This window comes from Pseudomonas syringae (assembly GCF_023278085.1).
Taxonomy (GTDB): Bacteria; Pseudomonadota; Gammaproteobacteria; order Pseudomonadales; family Pseudomonadaceae; genus Aquipseudomonas; species Aquipseudomonas syringae_Q.
Window position 1 is genome coordinate 849,286 of record NZ_CP066265.1, and the last position, 14,836, is coordinate 864,121.

Genomic DNA, 14,836 nt, shown 5'->3' on the forward strand with positions numbered 1-14,836 from the left:
AAATGCTGGAAACAGTCGTAATTGTTTTTCATCTGTTGGGTGCGCTGGGCGTTGTTGCCCTGGTATTGCTGCAGCAGGGTAAAGGTGCCGACGCAGGTGCGTCTTTCGGAGCGGGTGCATCAAATACTGTCTTCGGAGGTCAAGGAACCTCTACCTTTCTCAGTAAGTTTACTGCTATACTCGCCGCATGTTTTTTCATAACCAGCTTGGGGTTAGGTTACTTTGCTAAAGAGAAAGCTCAACAGCTGACTCAAGTAGGTTTGCCAGATCCAGCGGTATTGGAAGTGAAGCAAAAACCGGCAGCAGATGATGTGCCGGTGCTCGAAGCGCAAAAGCCAGCAGTTGTTCCTGCTGACGTACCTCCAGCTTCCGGGCAGAAGTAAAAAAGAATTCGGCGATGTTTTGCGAGATCGCCAAAGAGTTGTAATGCCGAGGTGGTGGAATTGGTAGACACGCAACCTTGAGGTGGTTGTGCCCAATGGGTGTAGGGGTTCGAGTCCCCTTCTCGGTACCAATTAACAAGAAGGCCCGCATTAGCGGGCTTTCTTGTAGGTGGATGTTGGATTGACCCAGCAATGGATCGGTCGTATACTTCCGCCCCAGCTTTGTCGCGGGGTGGAGCAGTTTGGTAGCTCGTCGGGCTCATAACCCGAAGGTCGTTGGTTCAAATCCAGCCCCCGCAACCAGTTTTAGCGGAGCCCCTTTTAAGGGGCTTTTTGTTAGCTGGACAGTACATGACGTCGATGTTCAGCGGCGTTTTCAGGGATGGGCTTTTGCCCATTTTTTTATTTTTAAAGCATGCACGAGGGGGTTCAGGTGTCGAGCAAGCTAGAACAGTTGCAGGACTTGTTGGCCCCGGTGGTCGTGGCCCTAGGCTATCAATGCTGGGGGATCGATTTCAGTTCCCAGGGCAAGCATTCGGTGCTGCGCATTTATATCGACAAGGAAGGTGGTGTTCTGGTGGATGACTGCGCAATCGTCAGTCGCCAGATCAGCGGTGTGCTGGATGTAGAAGATCCAATCAGCACTGAGTACACCCTTGAAGTATCTTCTCCTGGCATGGAGCGCCCGCTGTTCACTATTGAGCAGTTTGCTTCGTACGCCGGGGAACAAGTAAGAATAAAGCTGCGTTCGCCCTTTGAAGGCCGACGCAACTTTCAAGGCCTTCTCCGCGGGGTGGAGGAGCAGGATGTCGTGGTGCAGGTTGAAGACCATGAATTCCTGTTACCGATCGACTTGATCGACAAGGCCAACATTATTCCCACGTTTGACTGAGACGTGCCGGTTACTGCGGATCCCGCGGATCCAATGGCTTGCGAAAGGCGAGGCGTACGATGAGCAAAGAAGTACTGCTGGTTGTTGAGTCGGTGTCCAATGAAAAGGGCGTTCCGGCAAGTGTGATTTTTGAAGCGCTGGAGCTGGCCCTGGCCACTGCTACCAAAAAACGTTTTGAAGATGAAGTTGAACTGCGTGTAGAGATCAACCGCCAAACAGGTAACTACGAGACTTTCCGTCGCTGGACAGTTGTCGAGGACGAAGATCTGGACGATCCGGCTTACGAGCTGGCCGTTGATCAGGCTCAGGCTAAAAGGCCGGGTGCCGTAGCTGGCGAGCTGATCGAAGAAAAAATCGACTCCATCGAGTTCGGTCGTATCGCTGCACAGACTGCCAAGCAGGTCATTGTGCAGAAAGTTCGTGAAGCCGAGCGTGCTCAGGTCGTCGACGCTTACCGCGAGCGCCTGGGTGAAATCATTTCTGGTACTGTTAAAAAGGTTACGCGTGACAATGTCATCGTTGACTTGGGTAACAATGCCGAGGCATTGCTGGCTCGTGAAGACATCATCTCCCGGGAAACTTTCCGGGTCGGTGTTCGCGTCCGTGCATTGCTCAAGGAAATTCGCACTGAAAACCGTGGCCCTCAGCTGATTCTGTCGCGTACTGCGCCAGAGATGCTGATCGAGCTTTTCCGCATTGAAGTGCCGGAAATTGCCGAAGGTCTCATTGAGGTGATGGCGGCCTCTCGTGACCCGGGTTCACGTGCCAAAATCGCTGTTCGCTCCAAGGACAAACGAATCGATCCGCAAGGTGCCTGTATCGGCATGCGCGGTTCGCGCGTTCAGGCTGTTTCCGGCGAGCTGGGTGGCGAGCGTGTGGATATCGTGCTCTGGGACGATAACCCGGCGCAGTTCGTGATCAATGCAATGTCTCCTGCAGAAGTAGCGGCAATCATCGTAGATGAAGATGCGCATGCAATGGATATCGCGGTTGGCGCGGACAACCTGGCCCAGGCTATTGGTCGTGGTGGTCAGAACGTTCGTCTGGCAAGCCAGTTGACTGGCTGGACCCTGAACGTAATGACCGAATCGGACATCCAGGCCAAGCAGCAAGCTGAAACCGGTGACATCCTGCGCAACTTCATCGAAGAGCTCGAAGTCGATGAAGAACTGGCACAGGTGCTGGTTGATGAAGGCTTCACCAGCCTGGAAGAGATTGCCTACGTACCGTTGGAAGAAATGCTCAACATCGACGGCTTTGACGAAGATATCGTCAGCGAGCTTCGCGCTCGTGCCAAGGATCGTTTGTTGACCAAAGCCATCGCTACAGAGGAAAAGCTGGCAGACGCCCATCCGGCCGAAGACCTGCTCTCGCTTGAGGGTATGGACAAGGATCTGGCGATGGAACTGGCGGTGCGCGGCGTAATTACCCGCGAAGACCTGGCCGAGCAGTCTATAGACGATCTGCTCGACATCGACGGCATTGACGATGATCGTGCCGGCAAGTTGATCATGGCCGCCCGAGCCCATTGGTTCGAGTAAGTAAGCGCGGCCTGAGGAGAGAAGTGCATGACGCAAGTCACGGTGAAAGAACTGGCCAAAGTGGTCGACACACCGGTAGAGCGCCTGTTACAGCAGATGCGTGAGGCAGGTCTGCCGCACACCGCCGCCGAGCAAGTTGTGACCGATAACGAAAAGCAAGCCCTGTTGACGCACCTGAAAAGTGGTCACAAGGCCAAGGTGGAAGAGCCACGCAAGATTACCTTGCAGCGCAAGACCACCAGCACCCTGCGCGTTGCTGGCAGCAAAAGCATCAGCGTTGAAGTGCGCAAGAAGAAAGTATTTGTACAGCGCAGCCCGGAAGAAATCGAAGCCGAGCGCAAGCGCGAGATGGACGAACGCCGTGCGGTAGAAAATGCCGCTCGTCAAAAGGCTGAAGAAGAAGCCAAGCGTCGCTCCGAAACAGATGCGACCAGCCAGCCAGCTGCCGCTCAGGATGCTCCGGCACCTGCGCAGCCTGTTGCTGCTGCCGAGCCTGCGCGTGAAGCACAAGCGGCCGCTGCTCCGGCACCTGCCAGCGCCGCGCCTTCGGCCGACGCTCGCAAGCGTGACGAACAACGTCGCCCTGACAAGCCTCGCGCCGATGATCGCAACGCCCGTGGCGGCGACGGTGATCGCAAGAACGCTCCGCATCGCGCCTCGGTCAAAGAGAAGGCTCCGGCCCCTCGCGTTGCTCCTCGCACTACCGACGAAGAAAGCGACAGCTTCCGTCGTGGTGGTCGTGGCAAGGGCAAGCTGAAGAAGCGTAACGCACACGGTTTCCAGAGCCCTACCGGTCCTGTGATTCGTGACGTTGCCATCGGCGAGACCATCACTGTCGGCGAGTTGTCGGCACAGATGTCGGTCAAGGCTGCCGAAGTCATCAAGTTCATGTTCAAGATGGGCACCCCGGTGACCATCAACCAGGTACTGGATCAGGAAACTGCCCAGTTGATCGCCGAAGAGCTGGGCCACAAGGTCACGCTGGTCAGCGACAACGCCCTGGAAGATTCCCTGGCCGAATCGCTGAAGTTCGAAGGTGAGTCGTTCTCCCGTGCGCCGGTTGTGACCGTAATGGGCCACGTCGACCATGGTAAGACTTCGCTGCTCGACTACATTCGTCGTGCCAAGGTAGCGGCTGGCGAGGCCGGTGGTATCACTCAGCACATCGGTGCTTACCACGTTGAAACCGAACGCGGCATGGTCACTTTCCTCGACACCCCGGGTCACGCTGCGTTTACCGCAATGCGTGCTCGTGGTGCCAAGGCGACCGACATCGTGATTCTGGTGGTTGCTGCCGATGACGGCGTGATGCCGCAGACCATCGAAGCCGTTCAGCATGCTGTTGCTGCTGGCGTACCGCTGGTCGTCGCCGTGAACAAGATCGACAAGCCTGGCGCTGACCTCGATCGCATTCGCAGCGAGTTGTCGGTCCATGGCGTGACGTCCGAAGAGTGGGGCGGTGATACGCCTTTCGTTTCGGTCTCCGCAAAAATGGGTACTGGCGTCGACGAGCTGCTGGAAGCTGTTCTGCTGCAAGCCGAAGTCCTGGAACTCAAGGCCACTCCATCGGCGCCTGGCCGTGGTGTTGTTGTCGAGTCCCGTCTGGACAAGGGCCGTGGTCCGGTTGCGACTGTTCTGGTTCAGGACGGTACGCTGCGTCAGGGCGACATGGTTCTGGTCGGTTCGAACTTCGGCCGCATCCGCGCCATGCTCGACGAGAACGGCAAGCCAGTCAAAGAAGCAGGTCCTTCCATCCCTGTCGAGATCCTCGGCCTGGACGGTACCCCGGACGCTGGCGACGAGATGAGCGTGCTGTCGGACGAGAAGAAAGCCCGTGAAGTGGCTCTGTTCCGTCAAGGCAAGTTCCGCGAAGTCAAACTGGCCCGTGCTCACGCTGGCAAGCTGGAAAACATCTTCGAGAACATGGGTCAGGCAGAGAAGAAGACGCTCAACATCGTCCTCAAATCTGACGTACGCGGTTCCCTTGAAGCGTTGAACGGCGCCTTGAACGGCCTGGGTAACGATGAAGTGCAAGTGCGCGTTGTCGGTGGCGGTGTCGGTGGTATCACCGAGAGCGACGCCAACCTGGCACTGGCCTCCAACGCTGTACTGTTTGGCTTCAACGTGCGTGCCGATGCTGGCGCTCGCAAGATCGTCGAGCAGGAAGGTCTGGATATGCGTTACTACAACGTGATCTACGACATCATCGAAGACGTCAAGAAAGCCCTTACCGGTATGCTTGGCAGCGACGTTCGGGAGAATATCCTGGGCATCGCCGAAGTCCGCGATGTATTCCGTTCGCCGAAATTCGGCGCGATCGCAGGCTGTATGGTTCTGGAAGGCACCGTCTACCGTAACCGTCCAATCCGTGTTCTGCGTGAAGACATCGTTATCTTTGAAGGCGAGCTGGAATCCCTGCGCCGCTTCAAGGACGACGCTGCCGACGTACGTGCCGGCATGGAATGCGGTATCGGCGTCAAGAGCTATAACGACGTCAAGGTTGGTGACAAGATCGAAGTCTTCGAGAAGGTCCAAGTGGCTCGCAGCCTCTAAATCGCGAGCTTCAGGAGCCATGGTGGGAGCCTCGCATGCAAATGCTCTGCTTTCCCCATGGGCTCTAAACGCAACGCCCGGTCTGGCAATTGTCAGGCCGGGCGTTTGCCGCTTTCAGACTGTCAGGGTTTGGTCCCGGATCAGTAACAGGTAACAAACATGGCAAAAGAATACAGCCGTACCCAGCGTATCGGCGATCAGATGCAGCGCGAGCTGGCACAACTGATCCGTCGCGAAATCAAGGACCCGCGTGTGGGTCTGGTCACTATCACCGCCGTAGACGTCAGCCGTGACGTAGGTCATGCAAAGATTTTCATGACCGTCATGGGCCAGGACAACGCGGAAGATATCGCGCAAACCATCAAGGTGCTCAACGCTGCCGCAGGTTTCCTGCGCATGCAACTGGCCCGTGAAATGAAACTGCGCAGCGTGCCTCAACTGCACTTCCACTACGACGAAAGCGTTGTGCGGGGTGCGCATCTCTCGGCACTGATCGAGCGCGCCGTGGCGCAGGACAGTCAGCACCAGGAAGGCGCTGCATCGCCTGATGCAAAGCCTGAAAGTACCGAGGAGTAAAGGGTGGCTCAGGTCAAGCGTATACGTCGCAATGTCAGCGGGATCATCCTGCTCGACAAGCCACTGGGCTTCACTTCCAACGCCGCGCTGCAAAAGGTTCGCTGGTTGCTCAATGCCGAGAAGGCCGGGCACACCGGCAGCCTCGACCCTCTGGCAACGGGCGTTCTGCCGTTGTGCTTCGGCGAGGCGACCAAGTTCTCGCAGTACCTGCTCGATTCGGACAAGTCCTACGAGACACTCGCGCAACTGGGCAAGACCACCACCACCGCCGACTCCGAGGGTGATGTTCTGCTGACGCGTCCGGTGACCGTTGGTCGCGACGATATCGAAGCGGTTCTGCCGGACTTTCTCGGGAAAATCAGTCAGATACCTCCCATGTACTCGGCCCTCAAGCGTGATGGCCAGCCACTTTACAAGCTGGCTCGTGCAGGGGAAGTAGTGGAGCGCGAGCCCCGTTCTGTTACTATTGCGCGCCTGGAATTACTTGCTTGCGAAGGCGAGACAGCACGTCTGTCGGTGGATTGCAGCAAAGGCACCTACATCCGGACGCTGGTCGAGGATATTGGTGAAAAACTCGGTTGTGGTGCTTACGTCGCAGAACTGCGCCGTACCCAGGCCGGGCCTTTCACGCTGGCTCAGACGGTTACGCTGGAAGAGCTGGAGCAAGTGCATGCCGACGGCGGCAATGAAGCGGTTGACCGCTTCCTGATGCCCTCGGACAGCGGCTTGCTGGACTGGCCGCTGCTGAAGTTTTCCGAGCACAGTTCGTTCTACTGGTTGCATGGTCAGCCGGTACGCGCTCCGGACGCGCCGAAATTCGGCATGGTACGGGTGCAGGATCACGAAGGTCGCTTCATCGGTATCGGTGAAGTGAGTGAAGACGGGCGCATTGCGCCGCGTCGATTGATTCGGTCAGAGTGACCGGAACCAGTCCGTTGGCAGGCTAGCCTGCAAACGGGGTGGAGCGAGGATGGCTGTCAACAGGCACGGTCATATCTCATTTTTTAATACGAGGTTTCGTCCTCGGCCTGTTGGAAACGTTTCTCCGGAGGCGCTTCCCTGAAATAAGGATTGCCCACATGGCACTCAGCGTTGAAGAAAAAGCTCAGATCGTAACCGACTACCAGCAAGCTGTTGGTGATACAGGTTCGCCAGAAGTGCAGGTTGCACTGCTGACCGCCAACATCAACAAGCTGCAAGGCCACTTCAAGGCCAACGGTAAGGACCACCACTCCCGTCGTGGTCTGATCCGTATGGTAAACCAGCGCCGCAAGCTGCTGGATTACCTGAAAGGTAAGGACGTTAGCCGTTACAGCGCCCTGATCGGTCGTCTGGGTCTGCGTCGCTAATAACGACGTTGCTAGAGGTTGGTTGTCTGTCACGATCCATCGGGTTTGCCCGGTGGTTCTGGCAGGCTCCCAGCCTCAAGTTTTATCTGGGCTGTGGAAGGGGCCGATTCCCCACGCTGCCCAAGAATTCGCAAGAAACCAGTTCCCCAAGAGCCACAAAGAAAGGTAGGAAACCGTGAACCCGGTAATCAAAAAGTTTCAGTTCGGTCAATCGACCGTAACCCTCGAGACAGGCCGTATCGCCCGTCAAGCCTCTGGTGCAGTATTGGTCACCGTTGACGACGACGTCAGCGTGCTTGTGACTGTGGTCGGCGCCAAACAGGCTGACGCTGGCAAAGGCTTCTTCCCTCTGTCCGTGCACTACCAGGAAAAAACCTACGCTGCCGGCAAGATTCCCGGTGGTTTCTTCAAGCGTGAAGGCCGTCCTTCCGAGAAAGAAACCCTGACCTCGCGACTGATCGACCGTCCGATCCGTCCGCTGTTTCCAGAAGGCTTCATGAACGAAGTGCAGGTTGTCTGCACCGTCGTTTCCACCAGCAAGAAAATCGATCCGGACATCGCTGCGATGATCGGTACATCGGCTGCGCTGGCCATCTCCGGCATCCCGTTTGACGGTCCGGTCGGCGCTGCGCGCGTTGCTTTCCACGAAAGCACCGGCTACCTGCTGAACCCGACCTACGAGCAGCTGCAGGCTTCGAGCCTGGACATGGTTGTGGCCGGTACTTCCGAAGCCGTTCTGATGGTTGAATCGGAAGCCAAGGAACTGACCGAAGACCAGATGCTGGGCGCTGTACTGTTCGCCCACGACGAATTCCAGGTGGTCATCAACGCCATCAAGGAACTGGCCGCCGAAGCCGCCAAGCCGGTCTGGGACTGGCAGCCGAAGCCTGAAGCGACCGCACTGCTGGGCGCTATCCGTGCCGAGTTCGGCGACGCGATTTCGCAGGCTTACACCATCACTGTCAAAGCCGACCGTTATGCGCGTCTGGGCGAGCTGAAAGATCAGGTCGTTGCCAAGCTCGCTGTCGAAGACGGCAGCCCGTCTGCCAGCGAAGTCAAAGCCGCTTTCGGTGAAATCGAATACCGCACCGTTCGCGAAAACATCGTCAACGGCAAGCCGCGTATCGATGGCCGTGACACACGCACTGTCCGTCCGCTGAACATCGAAGTCGGCGTGCTGCCAAAGACCCACGGTTCGGCACTGTTCACCCGTGGCGAAACTCAGGCGCTGGTTGTGGCCACCCTGGGTACTGCTCGTGACGCACAGCTGCTCGACACCCTTGAAGGCGAGAAGAAAGACCCCTTCATGCTGCACTACAACTTCCCTCCGTTCTCGGTGGGCGAGTGTGGTCGCATGGGCGGTGCCGGTCGTCGTGAAATCGGTCACGGTCGTCTGGCTCGCCGCAGCGTGCAGGCCATGTTGCCGGGCGCTGACGTGTTCCCGTACACCATTCGTGTTGTGTCGGAAATCACCGAGTCCAACGGTTCCAGCTCCATGGCTTCGGTCTGCGGTGCTTCCCTGGCACTGATGGATGCGGGTGTTCCGATGAAGGCGCCGGTTGCCGGTATCGCCATGGGCCTGGTCAAGGAAGGCGAGAAGTTTGCCATTCTGACTGACATCCTGGGTGACGAAGATCACCTGGGCGACATGGACTTCAAAGTAGCCGGTACCTCCAAAGGTGTTACCGCGCTGCAGATGGACATCAAGATCAAAGGCATCACCGAAGAGATCATGGAGATCGCCCTGGGCCAGGCCCTGGAAGCTCGCCTGAACATCCTCGGTCAGATGAACCAGATCATCGGTCAGTCGCGTAACGAACTGTCGGCCAACGCGCCGACCATGATCGCGATGAAGATCGACACCGACAAGATCCGTGACGTGATCGGCAAGGGTGGCGCAACCATCCGTGCAATCTGCGAAGAGACCAAGGCTTCGATCGATATCGAAGACGACGGCTCGATCAAGATCTTCGGCGAATCCAAGGAAGCGGCTGAAGCAGCACGTCAGCGCGTTCTGGGTATCACCGCAGAAGCAGAGATCGGCAAGATCTACGTCGGCAAGGTTGAGCGCATCGTCGATTTCGGCGCATTCGTCAACATCCTGCCGGGCAAGGACGGTCTGGTTCACATCTCGATGCTGAGCGACGCTCGCGTAGAGAAAGTGACCGATATCCTGAAAGAAGGTCAGGAAGTCGAAGTACTGGTACTGGACGTGGACAACCGCGGTCGTATCAAGCTGTCGATCAAAGACGTAGCGGCTGCGAAAGTATCCGGCGTCTGATTGATCTGATCAGCGTTTGAAAAAAGGACTCTTCGGAGTCCTTTTTTTATGAGCGCAATTAGAGGCTTACGTTTCGGTCGAGCAAAATGCTCGGGCTGAACATGCATCTTGCAAGCCCGAAACACGGGTAGCGGGCAATCTGCACGATTCCGTAAATCAGCTGAAAATATAACTGTTTGATTTTAAAGGCTTTTTAAGCCTTCTCATGTTTGGCACACCGATTGCGACATAACTGTTAACCCTGCAGCCACTCACCTGGCGCAGTTTTTGAGAAAAACAGGAGTTATCGTATGAAGAAGTTCGCTATCGCTGCCGCTACCGCAACTGCCCTGACTCTGACCATGGCTAACGCTGCATTCGCTCAGACCTCGGCTCAAGCGCCAATGGTTCTGGCAGCCAACACCACTACTCAAGAAGTCAAAGAAGATACCTCTGACACCTGGATCACCACTAAAGTCAAAGCTGACCTGCTGACTGAAAAAGGCATTCCTGGTTCGGACATCAAGGTTGAGACCAACAAAGGCGTGGTTTCCCTGTCCTCCATGGTAAAAGTCACCGAAGCTCAGAAAAACACTGCCGTCGCTATCACCAAGAAAATCAAAGGTGTTAAAGACGTATCGGCTGCTGGCCTGAAAGCCGAGTAATCGAATACTGCCCATGAACAACCGCAGTCATTGATTGATGGAAGGTTCATGCGAGGCTACAAGGATGTAGCCATTAAAGGCCCCGACTGAAGAGTCGGGGCCTTTTCTATGGAGGGCGGTGAAGGGTGCGAGAGGGGGAGCGAGAGGGTTCGTCAGATAATTAACGACGACGTTTGCTATCGATCCTCACCAGCCGTCCGCCCTCGAAGTGCAGATACTGGTACATGCCATTGTCAGGACCGTAGATCCACTCCTCGATTCTGACAGTCTCGGACTGGCGATAATCAATGCTGAAGCTTTCTTTTGTGCCGATCACTTCCTGACTGACCGGCGCTCCGCATTTTTGCTGAACCTCGAATGTCCTGTCACCCGTGCTGATCAACTGACTGCCGCATCGCAAGGTCGATGCCGCAAAGGCAGGCAGGGCGACTGCCCCGGCCATCGCGGCCAGGGTCAGGCTTATCAGTGTCTTGATTCGCATCTGTGGCAACGGGTTCATTCACTGTCCAGGTGGAGTGGGCTGATGACTTTACCATCCGGCTGAGCCTGTCCGAGGCGTGCGTCGACGAAGTACACGCGAGCGTCTTCAAGCTTGCCCTTGTCCACCAGGTAATCCTTGATACTGCTGGCTCTGCTCTGCCCCAGTTCACGCAGCAATACTTCGTTGCCGCTCCAGAACGTGAGCACCGCAGCGCGCATCTGGCTGGCACGTTGTTCCTTGCTCAGATTGGCCCATTCTGCGGGCGGTTGCTGTTTCAGGCGCGTGCGGTAGATGCCTTCCAGCATCGGCGCTTTCTCAGCCTCAGGGACGTCTATCAAGCCAGCCTTGGCCGGGACCTTGTCGCCACGCCGCTGGAGGATCTTGTAATACGTGTACTGGTATTCCCGCTCCAGTCGCTGTTGCGCAATCAATGGGCCGTCGCTGCTGGCCGCGCTGGTGCCTTCGATCTCCAGCTTGAGGTCCGGACGCGCCTTGAGGGCTGCCGAGAGCTTGTCCAGCGCACCTTGTGTCTCGACCGACAACTCACTGGTGCCCGGCGCGAAACTCACGCTGCCGAGGTCCTCGGAGCTGCCGCCTGCTACCAGGCTGCCAAGCATCTTGAATGGAGCCTGTGCCGCACGCAGCACCAGATTGCGCAACGTCTGCCAGACAATCGGCATCACGCTGAACTGCGGGTTATTGAGGTCGCCTTCGATAGGCAGTTCAAGCGAAATCCGTCCCTGCGTATCCTTGAGCAGCGCCACTGCCAACCGGATCGGCAGGTCCAGCGCATCCGGGCTGTCAACCCGCTCGCCCAGTTGCAACTGTTCGATCAGCACCTTGTTCTGCGCCTTGAGCTGGCCTTTGGTGATCAGGTAATGCAAATCCAGATTGAGCCGGCCCTTGCGAATCCGGAAGCCGGCGAACTTTCCGGAGTAGGGCGTCAGGTTGGTCAGCTCGACCCGCTTGAAGCTGGTGGTGATGTCGAGGCTGGCCATCGGATCGAAAGGGTTGAGGCTGCCTTTGATGGTCACCGGGGCGTAACGGTCAACCTTGCCTTCGATATCGACCGGGGCAGGTGTGGCCTTGCGGTTGTCGATGGTGCCGATGCGACCGTTGAGTTGTTGCACGGCCGTCGCGAAGTTGGGCGTCAGGGTCATGTCGGCAAAGTTTGCCGAGCCATCCTTGATGTTGACTTCGCCGACATAGATCGCCAGTGGCGCGTCTTTTTTGGCCTTGGGCTGCGTTTTGGCTGCCTTCGGCTTCGATGCAGTCTTGTCATCCGGCTGTGGAATCAGCAGGTCATCAATGTTGGTGGTGCGGTCCTCGTTGATCATGAAGCGCGCATACGGCTGACTCATGTTTACCTTGGCAATCGAGAGGCCGGTGCCGTGCTGGTAATCCAGCCCTTCAAGGTCCAGTTGCTGCCACTTGAGGAGGTCGCGCTGTTTGACGGTATCAAGTGTGTGCAATTGACTGACCTGCGCTTTGCCGGTCACGCCGAACGCCAGTGGCTCGGTACTCTTCAGATTGACGGCCAGGTCGCTGCCCAGCATGCCACTGCGCAGTTCAAGAAGAATGAACGGGCTGATATAGGCCTGAGCCAAGCGCAGATCGATATCACGGGTCGTCACGTTCAAGCGCGCACTGACCGGGTTCAGATTCACGTCGCCGGTGGCAGTGAGGTTGCCCTGTTTACCCAGCCCGGTGTCGAGCTTGAGGGTAAAGGGTGAGGTGTTCAGGCTGTCGAAATTCTGGATATCCACATTCAGCGGGCCGACATCCAGTGCAACAGGTTCCTTGGGTACGCGATCCGCGAGGTGGACCGTGTAGTTGCGCAGTTGCACATCGTGCAGCAGTACTTGCCACGGTTTGCCCGGCGTTGCCGGTTGAGCGCTGCCACTGCCAGGTGCAGGTTCCGCCGCTTTTTCGTCCACCGCCGGTTTTTGTTGCGCGGCAGGCTTGCCCGGTTGACTGGCGAACAGTTTCTGCCAGTCCAGTTGCCCGTCGCTTTCACGTGCGGCCCAGGTTTCCAGCTTCTGGCTGCGAATCTTGCCGACAGTCACCCGTTGCTTTGCCAGATCAACCGATGTCTCGCTCACGTCCAGGCGTTGCAGGCGCACCAGCGGGCGTCCATCAGGCGTGTTCAATGCAAAGGGCGCAACGCTGGCCGACAGGTTGGTCAGCTGAAGCTCGGTTTCCTTGGCCAGATTAAGTTTGTAGGCGGTACTGAAATTAAGCACGCCATCCTCAAGTGCCAGTGGCAGCGCATCACGCACGTAGGGCCACCATAGCTTCATCTTGCCGTCGGTGACTTTCAGCGTGCCTTCGGAGGCAATCGGCACCAGGCTGATGCGCCCCACCCAGTCGATCTGCCCGCCGTCGGGCCCAGCCGCGACCAGGGTCATGTCGGCATTGTCTTCCGGCAAAGTGCTAAGGTTCTTGAGTTCGAAATTCAACGCGTCGTAGAGGAATTCGATGGGGGCGCCGGGGCGCATGTCCTGGAAATGCACATAGCCGTCAGCCAGCTTGATCTCGCCGATACGCAGCGGGAACGGCTTGCTCGGCGGTTCGTCCGGAGTCGGCTCGCTGGCAGGCAGCTTGAACAGTTGCGCGAGGTTGAGCGTGCCTTGCTTGTCGAACAAGAGTTCGGTCTTGGGCTTGATCAGCTCGACGCGCTGCAAATGCAGGGCTCGGGTCCAGAGGCTGTCGATCTGCAGATTGGCGTAGAGCTTTTCGAACGCGACCTGTTCTTTGCCCGGTGTGCCGATGTTCAGGCCCCAGAGGGTCAGTTCCAGGGTGTAGGGATTGAACTCCAGGCGTTCCAGCTTGGCCGGCACGGTCGAATAATTGGCCAGTTGTTGATTGGCAATGCGCAGAGCGACGCCGGGAAGGATGAAGAAACCCAACAGGCTATAGAGCACGAGCACAGCCAGCACGGAGCCAAGTGTGTATTTCAATCCTCTGGACATGGGCAGCGGCGTCTCTCTCTTTTGGAGGTGCTTGGAGTATGGCATGCCTGTTCGGTTCCCAAGGCAGTGCCGCTCTGGCTTGCAGGATTTTTCATGATTCAGGCGGCCTGAAGCAGGCGGCTGATCAGAGTTGCAGAATCAGGGTTTTCAGTGGCGGTTGACCGTCCTTCGACGGAAAGTCTTCAGCAGGTTGCATCATCTGCCAGTCGCGCACCGGACGGCCGGCCTTGCTGGCGCAGCGCAAGACCTGCTCGCGCCAGTCCTGCATGCTGACCTTCGCCAGATTGTTGCAGCAGATCAGCACGCCATCGTCTGCCGTAGTGAGCAGCGCAGGTTTGAGCAGGCTTTGATAATCGCGCAACAGATCGACCGTGCCGAACGCGCTTTTAGCCCAGGCGGGCGGGTCCAGCAGAACCAGGTCGTATTGGCGCTGATCCAGCTTTACGTGGCTCGGCAGCTTCTGGCTGCGCCGGGCGGCGACTGGCAGGCCGGCGAGTTGGCGGATGGCCGGGAAGTAATCCGACTGGATGAATTGCATGGTCGGTAATTGCGGGTTGAGTGCACCGTTTTCACGGCCCACCGCGAGGTTGCCCTCGGCAAAATCCAGGTTGCACACTTCGCTCGCGCCACCGGCTGCGGCACTCAGACCCACGCCACAGGTGTAGGCGAACAGGTTCAGCACACTCTTGCCCGCACTGTGCTGCCTGACCCAGCCCCGGGTGTTGCGCAGATCGAGAAACAGCAACGGGTCTTGCCCGGCATGCCGCCCGCGGACTCGGTAATTGAGCCCCCACTCGTGACCGACATGGTCTGCCAGCGCCGCTTCGTCCGCCTTGTAGATGGCATCCTGACGATCTACCCGCGAGTTGCCTTGTGAGCGGTCGTTATAGACCAGCAGCGTCTCCAGGCCCAGACGCGCATTGACCTGTGCATGCAGCTCAAGCAACGCGTCGCGTTCCAGCCCCGTGTGAAAACTCTGCACCAGCAATTGCGGGCCGTAGCGATCGATGGTCAAGCCGCTGGCGCCTTCCTGACTGCCGTGAAACAGGCGATAGCAGTCGGTGCCTTGCAGGTGCAGTTCGGCAAGCAGCGACTCACGGTTGTCGAGGGCGACGCTGAGCGCCTGATTCAAGGAAGACATGCAAAGCGTCCCGGGCGGTAATA

The 14,836-nt window shown here is 57.6% G+C and carries 12 protein-coding genes and 2 tRNA genes; 11 read left to right on the forward strand and 3 right to left on the reverse strand.

Features of this window, described 5'->3' with window-relative positions:
- Positions 1 to 2 precede the first annotated feature (2 nt).
- From secG to I9H07_RS03910, 11 genes are all read left to right on the forward strand, one after another.
- Complete coding sequence (gene secG, locus I9H07_RS03860; protein WP_024644268.1) at positions 3 to 383, forward strand: preprotein translocase subunit SecG; 381 nt, start codon at positions 3 to 5, stop codon at positions 381 to 383.
- Between the two features lie 45 nt (positions 384 to 428).
- Positions 429 to 514: transfer RNA gene (locus I9H07_RS03865), tRNA-Leu, on the forward strand.
- A 95-nt stretch (positions 515 to 609) separates the two neighbouring features.
- Positions 610 to 686 (forward strand) — tRNA-Met (locus I9H07_RS03870).
- 130 nt (positions 687 to 816) lie between these two features.
- Positions 817 to 1,275: a ribosome maturation factor RimP gene (gene rimP / locus I9H07_RS03875; protein ID WP_024644269.1), complete on the forward strand. Its 459-nt coding sequence runs from the start codon at positions 817 to 819 to the stop codon at positions 1,273 to 1,275.
- Positions 1,276 to 1,334: 59 nt separating this feature from the next.
- Positions 1,335 to 2,816: a transcription termination factor NusA gene (nusA, locus tag I9H07_RS03880; RefSeq protein ID WP_024673506.1), complete on the forward strand. Its 1,482-nt coding sequence runs from the start codon at positions 1,335 to 1,337 to the stop codon at positions 2,814 to 2,816.
- A gap of 27 nt (positions 2,817 to 2,843) precedes the next feature.
- Positions 2,844 to 5,369 (forward strand): translation initiation factor IF-2, encoded by a 2,526-nt coding sequence (gene infB, locus I9H07_RS03885; protein ID WP_024673505.1) that lies wholly within the window; start codon positions 2,844 to 2,846, stop codon positions 5,367 to 5,369.
- Between the two features lie 159 nt (positions 5,370 to 5,528).
- Complete coding sequence (gene rbfA / locus I9H07_RS03890) at positions 5,529 to 5,945, forward strand: 30S ribosome-binding factor RbfA (protein ID WP_024644272.1); 417 nt, start codon at positions 5,529 to 5,531, stop codon at positions 5,943 to 5,945.
- Between the two features lie 3 nt (positions 5,946 to 5,948).
- Positions 5,949 to 6,866: a tRNA pseudouridine(55) synthase TruB gene (gene truB, locus I9H07_RS03895; protein ID WP_236423599.1), complete on the forward strand. Its 918-nt coding sequence runs from the start codon at positions 5,949 to 5,951 to the stop codon at positions 6,864 to 6,866.
- 158 nt (positions 6,867 to 7,024) lie between these two features.
- Positions 7,025 to 7,294 carry a 30S ribosomal protein S15 gene (rpsO, locus tag I9H07_RS03900; RefSeq protein ID WP_002555121.1) on the forward strand — a complete coding sequence of 90 codons (270 nt, stop codon included), beginning with the start codon at positions 7,025 to 7,027 and terminating at the stop codon, positions 7,292 to 7,294.
- 175 nt (positions 7,295 to 7,469) lie between these two features.
- On the forward strand, positions 7,470 to 9,575 hold the full coding sequence (gene pnp / locus I9H07_RS03905; protein WP_024673504.1) for a polyribonucleotide nucleotidyltransferase: 2,106 nt from the start codon (positions 7,470 to 7,472) through the stop codon (positions 9,573 to 9,575).
- A 290-nt stretch (positions 9,576 to 9,865) separates the two neighbouring features.
- Positions 9,866 to 10,219, forward strand: a complete 354-nt coding sequence (locus I9H07_RS03910; RefSeq protein WP_002555119.1) for a BON domain-containing protein — start codon at positions 9,866 to 9,868, stop codon at positions 10,217 to 10,219.
- A gap of 160 nt (positions 10,220 to 10,379) precedes the next feature.
- On the opposite strand, the gene I9H07_RS03915 is transcribed toward I9H07_RS03910, so the two are convergent.
- From I9H07_RS03915 to I9H07_RS03925, 3 genes are all read right to left on the reverse strand, one after another.
- Complete coding sequence (locus I9H07_RS03915; RefSeq protein WP_058391565.1) at positions 10,380 to 10,718, reverse strand: DUF2845 domain-containing protein; 339 nt, start codon at positions 10,716 to 10,718, stop codon at positions 10,380 to 10,382.
- The gene (locus I9H07_RS03920; RefSeq protein WP_236423597.1) at positions 10,715 to 13,672 is read right to left on the reverse strand and encodes a DUF748 domain-containing protein; all 2,958 of its coding nucleotides are present in this window, start codon (positions 13,670 to 13,672) and stop codon (positions 10,715 to 10,717) included. The genes I9H07_RS03915 and I9H07_RS03920 overlap by 4 nt, the downstream gene beginning before the upstream one ends.
- A 124-nt stretch (positions 13,673 to 13,796) precedes the next feature.
- The gene (locus tag I9H07_RS03925; RefSeq protein ID WP_058391567.1) at positions 13,797 to 14,813 is read right to left on the reverse strand and encodes a class I SAM-dependent rRNA methyltransferase; all 1,017 of its coding nucleotides are present in this window, start codon (positions 14,811 to 14,813) and stop codon (positions 13,797 to 13,799) included.
- Positions 14,814 to 14,836 lie beyond the last annotated feature (23 nt).

What these genes read in the sequence shown, in the direction of transcription:
- I9H07_RS03925 (WP_058391567.1), bottom strand. Translation starts at nt 14,813, where the DNA reads ATGTCTTCCTTGAATCAGGCGCTCAGCGTCGCCCTCGACAACCGTGAG.
- infB (WP_024673505.1), top strand. Translation starts at nt 2,844, where the DNA reads ATGACGCAAGTCACGGTGAAAGAACTGGCCAAAGTGGTCGACACACCG.
- I9H07_RS03920 (WP_236423597.1), bottom strand. Translation starts at nt 13,672, where the DNA reads ATGTCCAGAGGATTGAAATACACACTTGGCTCCGTGCTGGCTGTGCTC.
- I9H07_RS03915 (WP_058391565.1), bottom strand. Translation starts at nt 10,718, where the DNA reads ATGAACCCGTTGCCACAGATGCGAATCAAGACACTGATAAGCCTGACC.
- secG (WP_024644268.1), top strand. Translation starts at nt 3, where the DNA reads ATGCTGGAAACAGTCGTAATTGTTTTTCATCTGTTGGGTGCGCTGGGC.
- rpsO (WP_002555121.1), top strand. Translation starts at nt 7,025, where the DNA reads ATGGCACTCAGCGTTGAAGAAAAAGCTCAGATCGTAACCGACTACCAG.
- I9H07_RS03910 (WP_002555119.1), top strand. Translation starts at nt 9,866, where the DNA reads ATGAAGAAGTTCGCTATCGCTGCCGCTACCGCAACTGCCCTGACTCTG.
- nusA (WP_024673506.1), top strand. Translation starts at nt 1,335, where the DNA reads ATGAGCAAAGAAGTACTGCTGGTTGTTGAGTCGGTGTCCAATGAAAAG.
- rbfA (WP_024644272.1), top strand. Translation starts at nt 5,529, where the DNA reads ATGGCAAAAGAATACAGCCGTACCCAGCGTATCGGCGATCAGATGCAG.